This is a genomic window from Streptacidiphilus rugosus AM-16, assembly GCF_000744655.1.
Taxonomy (GTDB): Bacteria; Actinomycetota; Actinomycetes; order Streptomycetales; family Streptomycetaceae; genus Streptacidiphilus; species Streptacidiphilus rugosus.
Genome location: NZ_JQMJ01000004.1, coordinates 2,062,997 through 2,077,421, shown reverse-complemented (window position 1 = coordinate 2,077,421; position 14,425 = coordinate 2,062,997). Strand labels below are relative to the sequence as shown.

Annotated in this window: 14 protein-coding genes; 7 read left to right on the top strand and 7 right to left on the bottom strand. The window is 73.1% G+C overall.

What is annotated here, in order from left to right:
* Positions 1 to 4 precede the first annotated feature (4 nt).
* A complete protein-coding gene (pspAA, locus tag BS83_RS18555; RefSeq protein ID WP_037604863.1) occupies positions 5 to 283 on the top strand; it encodes a PspA-associated protein PspAA in 279 nt (92 codons plus the stop codon).
* Between the two features lie 142 nt (positions 284 to 425).
* On the opposite strand, the gene nadA is transcribed toward pspAA, so the two are convergent.
* Positions 426 to 1,619, bottom strand: a complete 1,194-nt coding sequence (nadA, locus tag BS83_RS18550) for a quinolinate synthase NadA (protein WP_037604861.1) — start codon at positions 1,617 to 1,619, stop codon at positions 426 to 428.
* A gap of 217 nt (positions 1,620 to 1,836) precedes the next feature.
* Between nadA and BS83_RS18545 the strand changes: the two genes are divergently transcribed.
* The 3 genes from BS83_RS18545 to BS83_RS18535 all read left to right on the top strand — a co-directional run bounded on the left by BS83_RS18545 (position 1,837) and on the right by BS83_RS18535 (position 5,103).
* Entirely contained in the window at positions 1,837 to 3,063 is a 1,227-nt protein-coding gene (locus BS83_RS18545) for a low temperature requirement protein A (RefSeq protein ID WP_037604860.1), read from the top strand.
* A 44-nt stretch (positions 3,064 to 3,107) separates the two neighbouring features.
* The gene (locus tag BS83_RS18540; RefSeq protein ID WP_232248410.1) at positions 3,108 to 3,572 is read left to right on the top strand and encodes an Lrp/AsnC family transcriptional regulator; all 465 of its coding nucleotides are present in this window, start codon (positions 3,108 to 3,110) and stop codon (positions 3,570 to 3,572) included.
* A 157-nt stretch (positions 3,573 to 3,729) separates the two neighbouring features.
* Positions 3,730 to 5,103: a pyridoxal phosphate-dependent decarboxylase family protein gene (locus tag BS83_RS18535; RefSeq protein WP_232248408.1), complete on the top strand. Its 1,374-nt coding sequence runs from the start codon at positions 3,730 to 3,732 to the stop codon at positions 5,101 to 5,103.
* A gap of 7 nt (positions 5,104 to 5,110) precedes the next feature.
* On the opposite strand, the gene BS83_RS18530 is transcribed toward BS83_RS18535, so the two are convergent.
* The 3 genes from BS83_RS18530 to BS83_RS18520 all read right to left on the bottom strand — a co-directional run bounded on the left by BS83_RS18530 (position 5,111) and on the right by BS83_RS18520 (position 9,637).
* The gene (locus BS83_RS18530; RefSeq protein WP_037604858.1) at positions 5,111 to 5,962 is read right to left on the bottom strand and encodes a GNAT family N-acetyltransferase; all 852 of its coding nucleotides are present in this window, start codon (positions 5,960 to 5,962) and stop codon (positions 5,111 to 5,113) included.
* A gap of 178 nt (positions 5,963 to 6,140) precedes the next feature.
* A complete protein-coding gene (locus BS83_RS18525; protein ID WP_037609331.1) occupies positions 6,141 to 8,933 on the bottom strand; it encodes an FtsX-like permease family protein in 2,793 nt (930 codons plus the stop codon).
* 5 nt (positions 8,934 to 8,938) lie between these two features.
* Entirely contained in the window at positions 8,939 to 9,637 is a 699-nt protein-coding gene (locus BS83_RS18520; RefSeq protein WP_037604857.1) for an ABC transporter ATP-binding protein, read from the bottom strand.
* 64 nt (positions 9,638 to 9,701) lie between these two features.
* On the opposite strand from BS83_RS18520, the gene BS83_RS18515 reads away from it, so the two are divergent.
* The gene (locus BS83_RS18515; RefSeq protein WP_084713657.1) at positions 9,702 to 10,403 is read left to right on the top strand and encodes a PadR family transcriptional regulator; all 702 of its coding nucleotides are present in this window, start codon (positions 9,702 to 9,704) and stop codon (positions 10,401 to 10,403) included.
* Complete coding sequence (erpA, locus tag BS83_RS18510; RefSeq protein ID WP_037604856.1) at positions 10,400 to 10,753, top strand: iron-sulfur cluster insertion protein ErpA; 354 nt, start codon at positions 10,400 to 10,402, stop codon at positions 10,751 to 10,753. The genes BS83_RS18515 and erpA overlap by 4 nt, the downstream gene beginning before the upstream one ends.
* Positions 10,754 to 10,826: 73 nt before the next feature.
* Here erpA and BS83_RS18505 read toward each other — a convergent pair whose 3' ends face one another.
* Together BS83_RS18505 and BS83_RS18500 are read right to left on the bottom strand one after the other, a co-directional pair.
* On the bottom strand, positions 10,827 to 11,399 hold the full coding sequence (locus BS83_RS18505; RefSeq protein WP_157597227.1) for a hypothetical protein: 573 nt from the start codon (positions 11,397 to 11,399) through the stop codon (positions 10,827 to 10,829).
* Positions 11,400 to 11,467: 68 nt separating this feature from the next.
* Positions 11,468 to 11,713 carry a hypothetical protein gene (locus tag BS83_RS18500; protein ID WP_037604854.1) on the bottom strand — a complete coding sequence of 82 codons (246 nt, stop codon included), beginning with the start codon at positions 11,711 to 11,713 and terminating at the stop codon, positions 11,468 to 11,470.
* Positions 11,714 to 11,867: 154 nt separating this feature from the next.
* Here BS83_RS18500 and BS83_RS18495 point away from each other — a divergent pair, with 154 nt between their 5' ends.
* Positions 11,868 to 12,842, top strand: a complete 975-nt coding sequence (locus tag BS83_RS18495; RefSeq protein WP_037604853.1) for a carbohydrate kinase family protein — start codon at positions 11,868 to 11,870, stop codon at positions 12,840 to 12,842.
* 151 nt (positions 12,843 to 12,993) lie between these two features.
* On the opposite strand, the gene BS83_RS18490 is transcribed toward BS83_RS18495, so the two are convergent.
* Positions 12,994 to 14,388, bottom strand: a complete 1,395-nt coding sequence (locus tag BS83_RS18490; RefSeq protein ID WP_037604852.1) for a cysteine desulfurase/sulfurtransferase TusA family protein — start codon at positions 14,386 to 14,388, stop codon at positions 12,994 to 12,996.
* Positions 14,389 to 14,425 lie beyond the last annotated feature (37 nt).

The following is a 14,425-nucleotide window of genomic DNA, read 5'->3' as shown; positions in this document are numbered from 1 at the left end:
GGCCGTGATCGTCAGGATCTTGACGGAGGGGCAGTACGAGGTGCCCGACACGCTGGTCGATCACCTCAACGAGCTGGACAACGCGGTCCTGGCCGCGCTGGACAGCGGTGACGACGAGGAGTTCAGGGTCAGCCTGGCCGCGCTCCTCGCCGCGGTGCGGGCCGGCGGATCGCCGACCCCGCACGACTTCCTGGGCTCCTCCGACGCGACGCTGCCGTACGCGGACGCGACGGCGGAAGAGGTCCGCGCCCTGCTGAAGCCGGACGGCCTCATCCCGGGCTAGGGACGACGCCGAAGGGGCGCGAGGAACTGCGCGAGCAACCACCCACTGCGGATGGCCCTGCTCGTTCGGCGAGTCACCACACAGGGTGGCTTGTCGCGCAGTTCCTCGCGCCCCTTTGTGCGCCTTGTGTGTGCCTTGCTTCCTACGGCAGGGCGAGCATCTGGTCCAGCGCCGCCTTGGCGTACTTCTCGGTGTCCGGGTCGACCGTGATCACGTTCGGGACGCGGCCGTCCGCCAGCGACTCCAGGGCCCAGACCAGGTGCGGCAGGTCGATGCGGTTCATCGTGCTGCAGAAGCAGACCGTCCGGTCCAGGAAGACGACCTCCTTGTCCGGGTGCGCCTTGGCGAGCCTGCGGACCAGGTTCAGCTCGGTGCCGATCGCCCACTTCGAACCCGGCTCGGCCGCGTCCAGCGCCTTGATGATGTACTCCGTCGAGCCCACCATGTCGGCCGCCTCGACGACCTCGTGCTTGCACTCCGGGTGCACCAGGACCGTGACGCCCGGGATCCGCTCGCGGACCTCGGCCACCGCGTCCACGCTGAAGCGTCCGTGCACCGAGCAGTGCCCGCGCCAAAGGATCATCTTCGCGTCCCGCAGCTGCTGCGCGGTCAGGCCGCCGTTCGGCTTGTGCGGGTTGTAGACCACGCAGTCGTCCAGCGAGAGGCCCATCTCGCGGACGGCCGTGTTCCGGCCGAGGTGCTGGTCCGGCAGGAAGAGCACCTTCTCGCCCTGCTCGAAGGCCCACTCCAGGGCGCGCTTCGCGTTCGAGGAGGTGCAGATCGTGCCGCCGTGGCGGCCGGTGAAGGCCTTGATGTCCGCGGAGGAGTTCATGTAGGCCACCGGGACGACGGCGTCGGCGACGCCAGCGTCGACCAGCTGGTCCCAGCACTCGGCGACCTGCTCGGCGGTGGCCATGTCGGCCATCGAGCAGCCGGCGGCCAGGTCCGGGAGGACGACCTGCTGGCGGGAGGTGGTGAGGATGTCCGCGCTCTCGGCCATGAAGTGCACGCCGCAGAAGACGATGTACTCGGCCTCGGGCCGGGCCGCCGCGTCACGGGCCAGCTTGAAGGAGTCGCCGGTCACGTCGGCGAACTGGATGACCTCGTCGCGCTGGTAGTGGTGGCCCAGGATGAAGACCTTGTCGCCCAGCTTGGCCTTGGCCGCGGCGGCGCGTGCGACCAGGTCGGGGTCGGAGGCGGCCGGGAGCTCGCCGGGGCAGTCGACGCCGCGCTCGCTGGCGGTGTCCGCCTCGCGGCCGAGGAGCAGTAGGGCCAGCGGCGTCGCGCCGGGCTCGGCGAAGGTGGCGCCCGTGGCGGGCGCGGGGGTGGTGGTCACGGGCGGGTGCCCTCCTGTGCGGCGCCGGTTGAGGGACCGTCGCCTTATCGTCTACCTGACGCTATCTATGATAGCCCGCCCCGATCACACTGGCGATGGGCGCAGAGGCAATGTGACGTACCCCGCTGTGGCCAAGGCGGCGCTACCGGGGTGCGTCGCCGACCTGCCCTATCGTCTGCGAGGGAGCGAGTCGGGCGATAGGAGAGGGTACGCGGCGATGAGCGAGCAGCCGAGCGCGGGGGTGCCTTCGGGGCAGGTCGGCGGGTCGGACGGCGGATCGGGCGGGGGTCCGGTCCGCGGTCGGCGGATGCGCCCGCGCGGGCGGGAGGAGAAGCACCGGGCGGCCACGCCGCTGGAGCTGTTCTTCGACCTCTGTTACGTGGTGGCGGTGGCCCAGGCGGGCGCGCAGCTGGCGCACGCCCTCGGCGCGGGGGAGCTGAAGCACGGGATTCTCGGCTACTTCCTCGTCTTCTTCGGCATCTGGTGGGCGTGGATGAACTTCACCTGGTTCGCCTCCGCCTACGACACCGACGACGTCCCCTACCGGATCGCCACCTTCGTGCAGATCGTCGGCGCGCTGATCCTGGCGGCCGGGGTGCCGCGGGCCTTCTCGGACTCCGACTTCAAGGTCACGGTCACCGGCTACGTCGTGATGCGGATCGCGCTGGTCGCCCAGTGGCTCAGGGCGGCGGCCGCCGCCCGCGGGCCGCACCGGTCGGTCGCGCTGCGCTACGCCCTGGGGGTGACCCTGGCGCAGGTGTACTGGGTGCTGTGGATGTTCGACGTCCCGGCGGGGGACAAGCTGTGGGGCGCGCTGCCCGGCGTCGTCATCGAGCTGACCGTCCCGATCTGGGCGGAGCGGGTCGCGCAGACCGCCTGGCACCCCGGCCACATCGCCGACCGCTACGGCTGCTTCACGCTGATCGTGCTGGGCGAGTCGGTGGCGGCCGCGACGGTCGCCGTCCAGTCGGCCGTGGACGAGCACGAGGCCTTCCGAGAACTGCTGCCGATCGCCGCGGGCGGGCTGCTGATCTGCTTCGCCGCCTGGTGGATCTACTTCGCCCGGTCGGTGGAGGAGCACCTGAACTCGAACCGGGTGGCCTTCGTCTGGGGCTACGGCCACTACCTGGTCTTCCTCTCCGCCGCCGCCATCGGGGCCGGGATCGAGGTGGCGGTCCTGCGCGCGGTGGGCAAGACCCACATCGGCGCGCACACCGCGACGCTGGCGGTCACCGTGCCGACGGCGCTCTACCTGCTCACCGTCTGGGCCCTGCACGTCCGGCACACCAAACGCGGGGCCGCGCTCTGGGTGCTGCCGGTCACCGGCGTGGCGGTGCTGGTCTCGCCGAGCGTGGTGGTGGCCGGGGTGGTCTGCGCCGCCTCGGTGGCCGCCGGGCTGCTGATCCACCGCGCGCAGCAGGGAGCCGCTGCGGCGCAGGCGTGAGCGGCGGCCGGTCCCTGAGCCCTCCGGTGTGAAAGGCTGAGCGGGTGCCAGCACCGAGATCGCCGATCAGCCCCGCCGCCGCCCTGGACGACACCGACCGTCGGGTGCTGGAGCTGCTCGGCAGGGACGGGCGGGCCTCCTACGCCGAGATCGGGCTGCTGGTGAACCTCTCCGCCACGGCGGTCAAGCGCCGGGTGGACCGGCTGCGTGAGCGGGGGGTGGTGCGCGGCTTCACCGTGGTGCTCGACCCCGGCGCGCTCGACTGGACCACGGAGGCCTTCGTCGAGGTCTTCTGCCGCGAACGCACCCCGCCGGAGGAGATCCTCTCCTCGCTGCGCCAGTTCCCCGAGGTGGTCGCCGCCTGGACGGTGACGGGAGACGCGGACGCGCTGGTCCATCTGCGCGCCGCCGACATGCGCCAGCTGGAGGCCGTGATCGAACGGATCAGGCGCGAGCCCGGTGTCCAGCGCAGCCGTAGCACGGTGGTGCTGAGCAGGCTGATCGGCTGAGTCGGGGGCGCTCCGGTCGCGGTGCAGGAATCCTGCGCGGCCGGGGTTGATCACGCAGGAAGCGTGCGTGGGCCGCAGGGTTCCGACAGGCGGGGCGGGCACCGGCCTGCCTAGGGTGGCATTGCCCCACAACCCCCTGCGCCCCGAAGGAACTGCCGTGCCCCACGCCGAGCGGATGCACCGGTACGACGCCCGCATGGTCGACCTGGTCTTCGACTACATGCGGGAGCGTCTGCAGTACGACCCGGTCCCGCTGGACCACCCGGGCGACGGCGACAAGCTCGCCGGCGCGCTGGAGGGCCTGCTCAACGACCGCGGAAACGATCCTGCGGACGTGCTGAAGCTGTACGACCACGAGCTCTCCCGTGCCGTCATCTCGGCCGACAGCCCGCGCTACCTCTCCTTCATCCCGTGCGCGCCGACCAAGGCCGCCCTGCTCTTCGACATGGTCGTCTCCTGCGCCTCGCTCCAGGGCATCTCCTGGCTGGAGGCCGCCGGTGCGATCGCCGCCGAGAACCAGGTGCTGCGGCTGATAGCGGACCAGGCCGGGCTGCCGGCCTCGGCGGGCGGCTGCTTCGTCTCCGGCGGCTCGGCGGGCAACCTGTCCGCGCTGGTCGTCGCCCGTGACGCGGCGCGCCGCCGGCTCGGCGTCGGGATCGGCGCACGGCTGCGGATCGCGGTCAGCGACCAGACCCACTCCTCGGTCACCAACACGCTGAACATCATCGGCGTGGAGAAGTTCGTCGTCCCGACGCGGGACCACCGCCTCACCGGCGAGGCGCTGCGCGCGGCCATCGCCGCGGACGAGGACCCGGGCTCGATCATCGCCGTCGTCGGCACGGCGGGGACCACCAACGCCGGCATCGTCGACGACCTCGCCGGGATCGCCGAGGTCGCCCGCGAGCACGGGCTCTGGTTCCACGTGGACGGCGCGTACGGCGGCGCCGGCCTCTTCGCGCCCTCGGTGCGGGAGAAGTACCGCGGCATCGAGCACGCGGACTCCTTCGTCGTCGACCCGCACAAGTGGCTCTTCGCGCCCTTCGACTGCGCCGCGCTGATCTACCGCGACCCGCGCCTGGCCAAGTCCGTCCACACCCAGGACGCCTCCTACCTGGACGTACTGCACACCGCCGACCACGACCAGGAGTGGAACCCGACCGACTACGCGTACCACCTGACCCGCCGGGCCCGCGGACTGCCGCTCTGGTTCTCGCTGGCGGTCCACGGCACGGACGCCTACGCGGAGGCGATCGAGACCGGCATCGCGCTGGCCCGCGACACCGCGGCGCTGATCGCGGCGGAGTACCCGGACCTGGAGGTCATCCGCGAGCCCGAGCTGTCCAGCGTCGTCTACCGCCGCAAGGGCTGGTCCGCGAAGGACTACTACACCTGGTCCGAGCGCCTGCTCGCCGACCAGATCGGCTTCGTCACCCCGACCGGCTGGGAGGGCGAGGTCGTCGCCCGCTTCGCGTTCCTGCACCCGGGCACGACGATGGAGATGGTCAGGGAGATCCTGGACACCATGGTCTGAGCGGTCTTCAGAGGTAGGCCCCCGACGGGATGTAGTGCGTCGGGGGCCTCATGCCGCGCAGCGCGAGGTAGCCGCGGTTGCTGACGGACAGTCCGGCGGCGAGGGCGACGTCCAGCGCCCAGTCCTGCTCGGCGGTGAGCGTGCGGACGTCGGCGGACTCGCCCTCGGGGATCCGGGCCAGGGCCTCGGCGAGCAGCGCGGTGGCGACCCGGCGGGAGGTGGCCGCCAGCATCATCACCCGGCCGCCCAGGCGGTAGCAGTAGCCGGAACCGCCGAGGGTGTCGGCGACGAGCAGTTCGTCACTGGTGCGCAGCAGCGCGAGATGGTCCTCGCCGTGCGCGGCGCCGCGGCTGCCGCGGTCGACGGAGTCGAGCAGCGCGAAGTGCGAGGCGTCCCCGAGATGCACGGGGATCCCGCCGGTGGCGGGCAGGTGGGTCCGGTCGACGGCCCCGGTCAGCGCCATGGTGGGGTGCAGTTTGAAGCCCGCGGCGTGGTAGCGGCGGGCGGCGCGGGCGTCCTCCGAGGCGACGACCATCCCGCGCAGACAGCCGCGGGCGTGCGCGAGCGCGTGGTCGAGCAGCAGACGGCCGGTGCCCTTGCCCTGGGCCTCCGGCCGTACGGCGAAGAGGGCGAGACCCCACAGCCCCTCCCGCTTCAGCGAGAGCGCGACGCCGAGCGGCAGGCCGTCCTCCTCGGCGAACCAGCACCCGCCCTGGTCCGCGACGGCGAGCCGCCGCGTCCGCACGTCCGCGCGTGCGCGCTCCCGATCCCCGAGCGGCGGCACGCCGAAGGCGGCTTGATAGATCTCGCGCACGGTGGCGGCGTCTGACGCGGAGTCACGTACCGGTCGCAGAATCACCCGAAGATCCTTGCACCATCCAGAGGCACGGGGAACCTTGGGCAGACGAGCAACCACGGCAGGGGCGCGAGGAACTGCGCGAACAACCACTCGGTGGGGATGGGCCCTGCGCGTTGAGGACCATCCGCGCGCGGGTGGCTTGTCGCGCAGTTCCTCGCGCCCCCTGCCGTGGTTGCACCTACTGGTCCGCGGCCAGGAGGCGGGCGGGGGCCAGGCGGGAGAGAGCGCGGATGGCGAAAGCCAGGGCCGCGCAGACGAGGGCGACGCCCGCCGCCGCGGCGAGGAGGCCGGCGGTGGTGAGGGCGACGACCCTGCCGCCGCCGAGGAGGCCGCGGCCCAGCGCCGCGAGGACGCCCAGGCCCGCGCCCGCGCCCGCCGCGCCGCCGAGCGCGGAGAGCCAGACGCCCTCCGCGAGCGTCAGCCGGGCCAGCTCGCGGGTGCTCCAGCCGCAGGCGCGCAGGACCGCGAGGTCCGCCGCGCGTTCGCGCTGGGAGAGGACCAGGACGTCGACCGCGCCCGCCGCGCCCAGCAGCAGGGAGAGGGCGACGCTCGCGTAGTCCACCGTGCGGGCCCGGGCGACCACCGCGTCGCCCAGCAGGGAGCCGGCGACCTCGCCGTGGAAGGCCAGGGTGACCCCCAGCAGCACCGTGAAGGCCGCGACGCCCAGCGCCAGCCCCGCCGCGCCCAGCACGCTGCGGCCGGGGACGCGGAGCAGGTTGCGCAGGGCCAGGCCGCGGACCGTGCGGACCGGGCGGGCCCGGCCGACCGCCGCCACCGGCGGGTCGACCGCGTCCAGCGGGCCGACCCTGGTCGCACGCCAGGCGGGCGGGAGGCCGGCCAGCAGGGCGAGCAGGACCGCCGTCGGAAGGACCAGGGCCGCCTTCGCGGCCGAGGTGTGCAGACCGAAACCGGCGGCCAGCGCGTACGCGAGGAGCGCGCCCGCCGCGCCCGCCGCCGCGCCGATCAACAGCAGTTCGCCCAGCATCAGCCGGAAGACCTCGCCCGCGCTCCACCCGAGGCAGCGCAGCGTGCCGATCTCGGTGCGGCGGGACCGGACCGAGGCGAGGGCCGCCTGGCCGAGGAAGAGCGCGCAGACCACCAGCACCAGCACGAACAGCACCGCGCTCTTCGCGTCCACGGCGGACAGGATGCGCAGCGCGACGCCCTTCGCGGTCCAGCCCTCGACCACTCGCACGCCGCCCGGCAGGACGATCGTCTGCGGCATCGGCGAGCTGCCGACGGTCACGTCCACCTCCAGCGCCGGGTAGGCGGCGCGGATCTCCGCCGCCACCGCGTTCACCCTGGCCTGCGAGGCCTTGTCGACGCCGGTGACCCCGGCGACGCGGAGCCGGATCGCGCTGACCGGCGCGTCCAGCTGGGGGCCGGGGGTGGACCGGCTGGTGGTGAAGGCCGCGATGGAGGAGAGGGTGGTGAGCAGGGTGGGTGGCTGGCTCATGTAGCCGCCCAGGTTGCGGTCGGGCAGCAGCGGCCTGCCGCCGAGCGCGGCCCGGCTCGCGGCGTCGGCGCCGGTGACGGCGGGGGACTGGTAGGTCTCCAGCGGGACGCTGCTGAGCGTGGAGAAGTTGTCCAGCCGGGCGGGGTCGTAGCGACCGACGATGTCGAGGGTCGGAGAGGGGACGACTCCGGGATCGATGGCGCAGGTGCCCTGGATGCCGCGGCAGTCGCTGGGTTGCCACGGCGTCACGGAGCGGAACTGCGGGCCGGTGTTCTCCTCGGGCGCGAGCCAGGTCCAGCCGGTGCCGTTGGGGGCGGGCTTCCAGATCGTGTAGGGCTGCGGCGGGCGGGTGGCGGCGACCAGCCCCTGCGGAGTGGCCCGGTAGCCGATCGGGCCGACGGTCCAGTAGGTGCCCGAATAGGTCCGCAGATGCGGGTCGAGCGTCAGGAAGCCGCTCGCCAGGTCCGACCGGACGCTGCCGACCGTGCTGCCCGGCAGTGCCTCGACGGTCCTGTACGCGGCGGGGGTGCCCAGCAGGGCGGGCAGCGACGCCGAGCCGCCGACGTCCACCCGCTGCACCGCGGTGTCGATCGTTCCCGCGCTCATGGCCCGGCTGCTGAGCAGGACCGGGACGGACACCACCCGCTCGTCGACGCCCGCGGTTTCCCGCGGCGTGTCGCCCTCGCGGAGCATCCGGCCGGAGGTGACGGCCGAGCCGAGGCCGATCAGGCGGCTCTCCGCGACCGGGTCCACGGCGGTGAGCAGCACCGGGTAGGCGACCGGGATCAGCAGGGTCGCCCTGCCGTGGTCGGACCGGCCGGACTCGCAGGTCAGGTGGGTGCGGTCCTGGGGGCTGAAGGGGGTCGGGCCGAGCGGCAGCACGCCCATCGGGTCGCCCTGGCTGTAGGGCGTGGCGGGGGCGCCGGTGTGGTCCCAGTTGAAGTACCAGCAGACCGCGTAGTCCTTGCCGCCGGCGTGCTGCAGTTGGACGTCGGGCCAGAGGCCGCCCACCTTCGTCGTGTCCACGAGGGCGAGCGGGTCGCGGGTCAGGTAGAGGTACTGGTCGGCCATCGGGTAGCGGCCCAGGCCCGCGCTCAGCACCGGGCGGATCCGCAGCAGCTGGTCGGCCGCACCGCTGTCGACGAAGCGGGAGAGGTCGACCGTGATCGAGCTCTCCACCTGCAGGTAGCCGATGTTGGCCACGGGCGCGGCCACGTCCACGCCGGGCAGCGTCTTGATCCGCAGGTACTGGTCCATGGTGATGCCGCCGAAGATCCCGGACAGGAAGTTGGCCTCCACCTGGCCGCGCTGCTTCTCCACGGTGCTGGTCGCCCCCGGCGGGCGGACCAGCAGGTCGTAGGCGGAGCGGGCGTTGGCGTTCACCGTGCCGACCGTCTCGGCCCGACTGGTGGTGACCGCCGAGGTCAGCAGGGTGAAGCTGGTCGCCGCGACCAGGATGCCCGCCGCCAGTGCGAGGGCCCGGCCGCGGCGGCGCAGCAGCTGGGCGAGGATCATCGCGATCACGGCCGCAGCCCTCCCAGCCGGTCGAGCACGTCTCCCGGCGGGGTGAGTTCGGTGTCGGCCGTGATCCGGCCGTCCTGGAGCCTGACGATCCGGTCGCAGGCGGCGGCGACCTCGGGGTCGTGGGTGGCCAGCACGAGGGTGGTGCCGTAGCGCTCGCGCAGCGACAGCAGCAGGTCGACGATCTCGCGGCCGATGACGCTGTCCAGGTTGCCGGTCGGCTCGTCGGCGAGCAGCAGCCGGGGCCGGCCGATCAGCGCGCGGGCGATGGCGACGCGCTGCTGCTGGCCGCCGGAGAGCTCGGCCGGCAGGGCGGAGGCGCGGGCGGCCAGGCCGACGGCCTCCAGCAGTTCGACGGCGCGGGCCCGGCGGTCGAAGTCGACCCGTCGGGGCAGCACCGGGGCCAGCACGTTGTCCAGGACGGTGAGTGCGGGCAGCAGGTGGAAGCGCTGGAAGACGAAACCCACCCGGCGGCGGTGCTCGTCCATCCGGCGGGCGGCCAGCGGCTCGCCGTCGATCTCGACCGTGCCCGAGGTCGGGGCGTCCATGCCGCCCAGCAGATGCAGCACGGTGGACTTCCCCGCGCCCGAGGGGCCGGTGAGCGCGACGGCGGCGCCGTCGCCGATCTCCAGATCCACCCCGTCCAGCGCGGTCAGTCCCGGGTAGCCGCGGGTGACCCCGCAGAGCTTCACCGGCATCCGCCCTCCCCCTTACATTGCGGCAATGTACCGGTACATTGGCACAATGCAAGGAGGTGTGTAAATGCCGCTGCACCACGCGGTTCTGGCCCTGCTGGCCGACGGTCCCAGCCACGGCTACGAGCTCAAGGGGCGGTTCGAGGAGGCCATCGGCCCGCAGTGGGGCGGCCTGAACATCGGGCACCTCTACCAGATCCTCGACCGCCTGGTCAGGGACGGCTACGTCACCCGCTCGCACGTGAGCCAGTCGGACCGGCCGGACAAGACCCGCTACACGCTCGCTCCTGCGGGCCAGGAGGAGCTGACCGGCTGGGCCACCACCCCGTGGGTGCGCACCTCGGGCTTCCGCGACGAGCTGTTCCTGAAGCTGTTCGGCGCGGCCAGGCTCGGCGAGGCGGAACTGGACGCGCTGGTCACCGCGCAGCGGCAGACCTACCTGGGCGAACTCGCCGCGCTCACCCGTTTGCGCAGGGAACACGCCGGTGACCCGATGGTGGCTCTGCTGATCGACGCGGCCGTCGCGCACACCAAGGCCGACCTGGAGATCGTCGAGTCCGCCGTCTCCCGCCTGGCGGACGCGGCCAGGGAGGCGGGCCGGGCCCGGCGGGAGGTGGCGAGCGCCTCACCCGAGAACGCGGACGGGGGAGTGATGACCGAGGCCGGGTGTGCGAGCATGGACAGTCAGGACTTGGCCCGGAATACATCCGGGGCGCCGCCGGTTTCCGCCGGTGGAAGTACGTCGTCAAACCCGGGAGTATGCAGATGACCGTCCAGGACGAGACCAGCGTCGAGAGCGGGATCATCCTCACTGATGCCGCTGCGTCCAAGGTCAAGAGCCTGCTGGAGCAGGAGGGCCGCGAAGACCTCGCGCTCCGCGTCGCGGTGCAGCCCGGCGGCTGCTCGGGCCTGCGCTACCAGCTCTTCTTCGACGAGCGCTCGCTCGACGGCGACGTGGTGGCCGACTTCGACGGCGTCAGCGTCGTCACCGACCGCATGAGCGCCCCGTACCTGACCGGCGCCACGGTCGACTTCGTCGACACGATCGAGAAGCAGGGCTTCACGATCGACAACCCGAACGCCACCGGCTCCTGCGCCTGCGGCGACTCCTTCAGCTAGTCGGACCCCGCGACAGCGGGAACGACGCGTACCGCCCCCGGCCGACGGCCGGGGGCGGTACGCGTTTCCGTGCTCAGCTGTTGCCGCTGCCGACCGGACCGTGGCTCTCCTTGCCGCCGGTCCACGGCTGCTGCTGGAGCGCCCTGCCGGTGGCGGTGTCGACGACCTGGCGACCGTCCAGCGGGCTGCCGAGGTCGACGCTCGCGTGATGCGGCGTGATCGCCATCGGGCACATCTGCCCGTTCGGGTGCCGCTGCGTGATCACGACGGTGATCAGCACCTTGCCGGCCTGCGACTGGTTGGCGGTCACGCCGTACCGGTCGCAGACCCCGGCCTCGAAGTACACGGTCAGCACCGTGCCGGCGGTGCTGTAGGCGCCGGCCGGGATCCCGGTCGGATGTCCCGTCGTCGGCGCGCCCGGCGTCGTCGTCCCCGGCGCGCCGGGGGTCGGGGTCGGCGACGGGGAGAGGATCGGACCGCCGGGCGTGACCAGCGCCGACGACGGCGTGCCGCTGGGGAGCGCGGAGTGCGAACCGGTGGCGGTGCTCGACGCGCAGCCCGACAACCCGGCGGCGCACGCGGCCGCCAGGGCGACGAACGTGGTGAGAACCCGCGTGCTGCGGCGGGGGTGGTGTCGGAACTCCACGGTGACGGCCTCCTGCTCTGTCCCTTGCTGAACGAGCATGGGACGCGGAAGGAACGTCACCGGTTCCCTCAGCCGCCGTACTCCGACATGCCGCCGATCAGCCGGGCCTCGCGCGGGCCCACCCGGAAGCCGGGACGCCGCCGCGGCGGCTGCGGGGCCTCGCTCTTCGCGTCGCCCTTCCCCTCGCTGCCGGCCAGCAGCGGCCAGAACAGACCCAGCCGCCGACCGCCCTCGACCAGACCGGCCAGGGTGTCGGGATCCGCCTCGCCGCGCAGGTACGCGGGGATGTGGATGGGGCTGCGCTCGGGCATCATCACGGCCTCCTCGGCGGCTGCGTCGCCGCCTCACAGCTCGACAGTAGATCCGTCCACGCCGCCGTTCCAGCCCTACCTCGCGGTAATCCGCCCGCGGTGGCCGGTACCGTAGAACGTCAGCAACCCCCCGTGCCGTCCCAAGGAGCCCGCCGCCGTGCGTATCGCTGTCACCGGCTCGATCGCCACCGACCACCTGATGACCTTCCCCGGCCGTTTCGCCGAGCAGTTCGTCGCCGACCAGCTGCACACGGTCTCGCTCTCCTTCCTGGTCGACACCCTGGACGTGCGGCGTGGCGGCGTCGCGCCGAACATCTGCTTCGGGATGGGCGTGCTGGGCCTGAGCCCGGTCCTGGTCGGCGCGGCCGGTGCGGACTTCTCCGAGTACCGCTCGTGGCTCGACCGCCACGGCGTGGACACCAAGTCGGTGCACATCTCCGAGACCCGCCACACGGCGCGCTTCGTCTGCACCACGGATCAGGACCACAACCAGATCGCCTCCTTCTACACCGGCGCGATGAGCGAGGCCCGCAGCATCGAGCTGCACCCGGTCGCGCAGCGCTCCGGTGGCCTCGACCTGGTCCTGATCGGCGCGGACGACCCGCAGGCGATGATCCGCCACACCGACGAGTGCCGCACCCGCGGCTACGCGTTCGCGGCGGACCCCTCGCAGCAGCTGGCCCGCCTGGACGGCGAGGACATCCGTTCGCTGGTGGACGGCGCGGCGTACCTGTTCTCGAACGAGTACGAGAAGGCACTGATCGAGACGAAGACGGGCTGGTCCGAGGAGGACGTCCTGGACCGCGTCCGTGTCCGGATCACCACGCTGGGCGCGAAGGGCGCGCGGATCGACCGCAAGGGCGAGCCGACGATCTTCGTCTCCTGCCCGGCGGAGAAGGCGAAGGTCGACCCGACCGGCGTGGGCGACGCCTTCCGCGCGGGCTTCCTGGCGGGCCTGACCTGGGGCGTCTCGCTGGAGCGCGCGGCGCAGGTGGGCGCCATGATGGCGACCCTGGTCATCGAGACCCTGGGCACCCAGGAGTACGAACTGCGCCGCGGCCACTTCGCCGAGCGCTTCGCCGCGGCCTACGGCGACCCCGCGGCGGACGAGCTCCGCGCGCACCTGCGGTAGCTCGCTGGGGGCGCGAGGAACTGCGCGAGCAACCACCCGGTGCGGACGGCCCTGCGCGCCCCGGACCATCCGCATGTCAGTGGCTTGTCGCGCGCGCAGTTGATCAAGCAGAGCCTCGCGCCCCTGGGGGGTTGCAACGTCCCAGGGTGCGTCAGGAAAGGCGGCGGACCAGGTAGGCCGTGCCCGTCGCCCCCGGGAGGTAGTCCGCGGCGGGGGCCTGGCCCTCGTACGCCTGGGAGCGCATGTGGCACCAGGCCGGGATGTCGATCGCGGCGGCCTCGTCGTCCGACAGGACGGCGATCACGCCGTCGACGGGGACCGCGGGGAACTGCCTGGCCAGTTCGATGACCGGGATCGGGCACAGCTTGCCCAGGACGTCGACCACGGTGACCTCTTTCGAGGGACTCTCCGTCGTCGCCGGCGTCAGCTGGGCCCGGACCGAGGCCACCGCCTCAGGGAGGACCGCGAGGAACTCCTCGACCTGTTCCCGCGTCGCGTCGCGGCCGAGCGAGACCCGGACGTTTCCCTCCGTCAGCGCGCCCATCGCGGCGAGGACGTGGCTCGGGGTCAGCGTGCTGGACGTGCAGGAGGAGCCGGAGGAGACCGCGAAGCCGGCCCGGTCCAGGGCGCCCAGCAGGGACTCGCCGTCCACGTACAGGCAGGAGAAGGTCAGCAGGTGCGGCAGGCGGCGCTCCGCGTCGCCCAGCACGGCCACGTCGGGGACCAGCGCGGGGACGCGGTCGCGCAGCAGGTCCACCAGGGGCCGCAGGCGCGCGTCGGCCGCCGCCGCGTCCTCGCGGGCCGCGCGCAGCGCCACCGCCGCGGCGACGATCGAGGGGACGTTGACGAAGCCGGGGACCCGGCCGCCCTCCCGCTCGTCCGCGGGGAACGGCGGACGGTAGCGGACGCCCTTGCGGACCGCGAGGACGCCGACGCCGGCCGGGCCGCCCCACTTGTGCGCGGAGGCGGCCAGTGCCGACCAGGGGCCCTCGACCCGCGACCAGGCCGCGGACTGCGCGGCGTCGACGAAGAGCGGCACGCCGGCCGCGGCGCACAGCTCGGCGGCCTCCGTCACCGGCTGGACCGTGCCGACCTCGTGGTTCGCCGACTGGAGACAGGCCAGCGCCGTGCCGGCCGTGGCGACCGCCTCCTGGAGGGCGTCCGGCCGGATCCGGCCGGAGGCGTCGACCGGGACCGAGGTCACCGCACCGCCGTCCGCCTCGTGCCGCTCCGCCGCGTGCAGCACAGACGAGTGTTCGACGGCGGAATGTACGAGATGACGCCCTTTCCGGTGATTCCCGGCGAGCAGACCCAGCACGGCGAGATGGTTCGCCTGCGTACCCGAAGCGGTGAAGCTGAGCTCGTCCGCCCTGACGCCCAGGTCGGAGGCGACGCTCTCGCGCGCGGCGTCCAGCAGCATGCGCGCGTGGCGGGCGTCCCGGTAGAGCCTGGCCGGGTCCGCCCAGCCCTCGTCGAGCGCGGAGAGCAGGGCCTGCCTGGCCAGCGGATGCAGCGGGGCGGTGGACGCGACGTCGAAGTTCGGCACCGTCCCACCGTAACCAGCGGGTCGGTGGCAGAGTGTC